Here is a 4,589-nt window from a genome sequence, read left to right on the forward strand (position 1 = left end):
CCGGAAATGTTGTCGAAAATTTTAAAATAAAAATTGTCAGGAAAAGATCTCAGTAAGTTTATGCTTTTGTCAATTTCATCCTGCACTTCTTTTTTCTGCCTTTTAGCCTCAAGTTTCATGAAAAATAAAAAGTAGAGCAAAAAAACAGCCAGAGTGACGCACGCCACAAGGATAAACTGGGTAAAACCATTGGATTTTACGAGACCGATAAAGCCTGAAAGCATTATGGCTATGAAAACCGTATTGTGCAATGTTTTCATAAATACTCTTTTCCACGAAGATGCACATCTGTCAACCATATTATAAAACGCTTCTTTTTGCAACTTTTCATGCGATAATAAATCTGTTCATGCCGACTTGGAGGAAAAATGAAAACAAGGATATTCTCTTTTCTGGTCTTTATGTTGATATCATCAAGCGTTCAAGCGGAGGGTGTTTTTTCCCCTCTCGACAGTTTTCACAACAACAACAATCTCTGGACAGGTTTTGATCCTTTGAACGGAGACATCGGCAACAGTGAAAATTCTTCCATGGAGTACCCCGGCGGATCTTCTATCGATCATCTTCTCAGAGGATGTCACTCGATAGGTTTTTTGTCTCCCTCCGGCGATACTGTGGTGGTCTCCAACAAACTTTGTTGACACATGATAAACGAATGGTCCATTGCGTCCTGTCAATGGCAATGGATCGACGATTCGCTGTACGCGAGCGTTTACCTTTTTGACGATTCGGAACACGTCTCAAACATCAAGTCTATCCGATGGGGGTATTCTTTTTCGCAAGACCGTTATTCAGATTTCTTATTTTTCAAGTTTGATTACGTAAACAAATCGGAGAACAATTATGACAGCGTGTATTTGGGGCTCTACATGGACTTCAACGTGACTAATCTGTCACACACTGACGACTACTGCGGTTACGTGGATTCCCTGAAATTAGCATACTTCCACGACATCAGAACCCCCTCTGAATATATCGGCATGAAGATTCTCTGCGAGGTCCCTAATATGGGAGCCTCTTTCCACTGGCCTGAAGACATGCCTTTTTACGACTCAACTTACTACTGTCTTCTTTCCGATTTGAACGTGCCTCCCTCTATTCCAGACACAGCAGGAAGTTACGCGATCTTATTTAGATCCGGCCCTTATCAGCTGAACTATCTCGATTCATTGAATGTCTTCTATGGAGTAGTCGCGGGTGCGGATTTTCAGGAATTGATCCTCAACGCGGTGACGATGCAGAGTCTTTTCGACAGTGTATTTGCGTCTGTCGAAGAACCGACCCAACCTATTTTTCAGCCGAATATTTTCATAGTTCAAAATCCTTCTTCCGGGATGGTCAAGATAAGATTTTCCCACCGGGCAAATTCTCTGGGAAGCATAAGGCTTTTTGATTTGTGTGGCCGGGAGCTTGAGTTCGATTTTCACTTTTTGTTTAGAGAGGGATTGAACGAATTTGATCTTTGTCTGTCTTCTGTTCCTTCCGGTTCGTATTTTTTGTCTCTGACTTCGGAAAACATCGAAATCACAAAAAGGATAACCATTATTAAGTAGAAATTTATTTTTATCCAAAATAACATGTCACAGACCTGAGCTGTAACAAGTCCAAATAGACAAAAGTTAAAAAGGAGGAAAAATGCCCAGGTCTTTGTGTTTGTCATTTTTGCTGTGTTTATCTTCTTGGAGAATCGTTTCGTCGGAAATCATTTACGTCCCAACAGATTTTCAAAAGATACAATCCGCTATAGACTCGTGCGCTGATTTTGACACAATAATAGTCTCTGAAGGTGTATACGCTGAAAACCTCAATTTCAGAGGCAGGAAAGCCGTTCTCGCCAGCCTCTACATTCTTGACGGAGAAACTTCACACATACTTAACACTGTAATTGACGGCGGTCAGCCCTTGTGCGAAGACACAGGCAGCTGCGTTCTCTTTGCCTGTGGAGAAGACTCAAACTCTGTAATACAGGGCTTCACTATAACAAACGGCTCCGGAACAAAATGGACGGACGAACACGGGCATGGAATATACATAGAAGGAGGAGGGATACTGGTGTCGAATTCTTCACCGAAAATAATGGACAACCTGATAGTCTACAACAGGGCGATAAGGACCGCGTCCGGAATAATAAGTTCAGGGGCCGGAGGTATCCGAGTTGGAGACGGCTTCCCTTTGATACAGAACAACGTCATAATTGGCAACAGCGGAATGTACGGGGGCGGCATTGTCCTCAATTATTCCGGGGGCATAATAAGAAACAACATAATAGCGAAAAACAGGGTTTTCAGACCTTATCCTCAGCACAACACTTACGGAGGAGGCGGTATCTGGATTGGAAACGACAATCCGTCGTATCCCATAATCGTTGAGAACAACGTTATAATAGGAAATTCAGCGCTCGGGGACGGAAGTCTTCCTCCATGCGGCAAAGGAGGCGGGGTGCTGATTCACTCGACAAGCGTCGAATTGAGAAACAACATATTATGGCGAAACACCGCCACTTACCCGGAATACAATCAGATATGGACTTATAACGCAGGAACTACTGCTTTTACTTATTGCGACATCGAAGGCGGTTGGTCCGGAACGGGAAATATATCAACAAATCCACTTTTCTGCGACAGCAACTATGTTTTATCTTTTGACTCTCCATGCGTTGATTCAGGAGACCCTATGTCGAGCAATGATCCGGAGGACACTCTCAACCCCGGAAACGCACTCTATCCTTCAAGAGGCTTTTTGAGAAACGACATTGGTGTCTATGGCGGTCAGTTTTCGAAATCCTTTCCTGACATTACGCAATACACTCAGGTAGAAGAGGAAAACCCTGGAACAACGCCGATAAACGGACAAAAAATTCTTATGGCTCCTTTATATTATGAAAATTCGGTTCTGCTGCGTTTTTTTCTCGAAAAACAGCAATATGTCGTGATAAGCGTCTATTCAGTGAACGGCTCTCACATAGGAAAAATCGCTGAAGGTGAATTTTCTTCTGGCTTGCACCAAATTCATCTGAACAATTATCTTGAAAACTCTGCGGTTGTATCTTCGGGGATCTATTTTTTGAAACTTTTCGCAGGCGAACGCTCGGAATCAGTTTCCTTCTCTTTTTTTTCTGACTAGTAATTCACGTTCAAATCGGATTTTTCTATCCACCCCTTTAAATCCATTGAAGGAAAACCTCTAGAGAAATCCACTTCAATCCAGTCTTCGTCTATTGGACTTATAATTTCAGCGTAATCGCCGCAGAGAGCGCTAAACAAAGGGATGGAAAAAGAGTCCTTTTCAGAATAAATTTTGACGCCTTCAAAAAACATGTTGTAGGTTAAAAAGGGATCCGGAGAAGAGAACTTGAGAAGACAAGAAGTGTCCCCTCTCAAGGCTACAGAGGAGTCATTTTTCAACCACCTGAACCTGAAAACTCCCGTGTTGGCAGCTTGAGCAATTCCGGGGTCAAATCCAAGCCAGCCACTGTCAGAAACCGCCTCTATCTTTATTACATCTTGGGGCTGAAACTCGTAAAACAGCCGGGAGGCTTCGGAAGGCCTGAAATAAGCTGAACTTTCATGTAGAATCTCAACTGTTACATTATTGTCTCTGTTATCATGGACTCCACTAACCACCGATGAATAAAAAGCAAAAAAAGCAACCGAAAACAACACTGATGTCTTCATAGCTTGAAATTTATCATATTTTGCCACTGTCTTCAAATTTTTGTAGAAAAATGCTTTAATTGGCTAAGATGAAAAGAAAGTTTTTGCCTAAAAAGATGTTTCAGCTAATTGCACTGACGGTGGTTGTTTTGTGTCTTCTTCTTTCCATTTTGATTTCGGCATTTTCCCGTGAACCCTGTTCTTTTTTGAAAGAAAAAATTTTCAGCGAACATAGCCCTGACCAGACGGTTTTGTCTTTTCTCCTGACGTTTCTTTTTTTTATATTCTGTACCCTCCCCTTTTTGCTGATTTTAAGGTTTTTTTCCGACATGCCGCCTTTCAAAGAAGGCATAAAAAAGGATCCTTTTTTCCAACCCTCTGCCGTGAATTATTCCGGAGAATACGGCATTCCTTCTCCATGGCTGAGAATTTGGGCGTTTTTCATAGACAGGATGCTATCCATTCTCATCATTCTCGCAGGAATACCCCCTGTGGTAATCTCTGAAACCTGCGAATCTAAACTCATAAAGCTTTTATCTCTTGTATTTTTCTTTATCCTGTTGTCGGCTGCAATATTTTATTCCTACTCAAGAGACGCTTTCAAAGGTAAAAGCCTGGGTAGAAAACTGCTGAAAATGAGAGTTGTGGATACGGAAACTGGAAAACCGATTAAATTCTGGAAATCTTTCATACGGGAATTGTCTCTACACCTCGCCCCTCTTATCGTGATAGAAATTTTGTTTATTTGGACTAAACCAGACAGAAGGAGAATCGGCGATCTATGGACGAATTCGATAGTCGTTAAAGACTCAAGCGTACGTCAATCTGAATCGAGGCTGTCCCCGTAAAACATGACCCCAAGTGCCCTCGAAAGAGCTAAGAAGGCGAAAAAAATAATAGGCGCAATAATAAAGACGAAAAGGACGAAATATTTTA

General features: G+C 41.9%; 6 protein-coding genes. 4 read left to right on the forward strand and 2 right to left on the reverse strand.

Annotation, left to right across the window (positions count from 1 at the left end):
- A partial coding sequence (locus JXA84_01185) for a hypothetical protein (GenBank protein MBN1149816.1) occupies positions 1 to 260 on the reverse strand: 260 nt, incomplete at its 3' end.
- Positions 261 to 368: 108 nt separating this feature from the next.
- Here JXA84_01185 and JXA84_01190 point away from each other — a divergent pair.
- The 3 genes from JXA84_01190 (at position 369) to JXA84_01200 (ending at position 3,123) form a co-directional block, all read left to right on the forward strand.
- Complete coding sequence (locus JXA84_01190; protein ID MBN1149817.1) at positions 369 to 641, forward strand: hypothetical protein; 273 nt, start codon at positions 369 to 371, stop codon at positions 639 to 641.
- A gap of 3 nt (positions 642 to 644) precedes the next feature.
- Complete coding sequence (locus JXA84_01195) at positions 645 to 1,553, forward strand: T9SS type A sorting domain-containing protein (protein ID MBN1149818.1); 909 nt, start codon at positions 645 to 647, stop codon at positions 1,551 to 1,553.
- Positions 1,554 to 1,635: 82 nt separating this feature from the next.
- Positions 1,636 to 3,123, forward strand: coding sequence for a hypothetical protein (locus JXA84_01200; GenBank protein ID MBN1149819.1), 1,488 nt, complete (start codon positions 1,636 to 1,638; stop codon positions 3,121 to 3,123).
- Here the strand turns inward: JXA84_01200 and JXA84_01205 are convergent.
- Positions 3,120 to 3,674, reverse strand: coding sequence for a hypothetical protein (locus tag JXA84_01205; protein MBN1149820.1), 555 nt, complete (start codon positions 3,672 to 3,674; stop codon positions 3,120 to 3,122). The two genes, JXA84_01200 and JXA84_01205, sit on opposite strands and share 4 nt — an antisense overlap.
- A gap of 68 nt (positions 3,675 to 3,742) precedes the next feature.
- On the opposite strand from JXA84_01205, the gene JXA84_01210 reads away from it, so the two are divergent.
- Positions 3,743 to 4,501 (forward strand): RDD family protein, encoded by a 759-nt coding sequence (locus tag JXA84_01210; protein ID MBN1149821.1) that lies wholly within the window; start codon positions 3,743 to 3,745, stop codon positions 4,499 to 4,501.
- The last annotated feature ends 88 nt before the right edge of the window (positions 4,502 to 4,589 follow it).

The sequence above is a fragment of the candidate division WOR-3 bacterium genome (genome assembly GCA_016926475.1).
In the GTDB taxonomy this organism is placed as follows: Bacteria; SDB-A; SDB-A; order SDB-A; family SDB-A; genus JAFGIG01.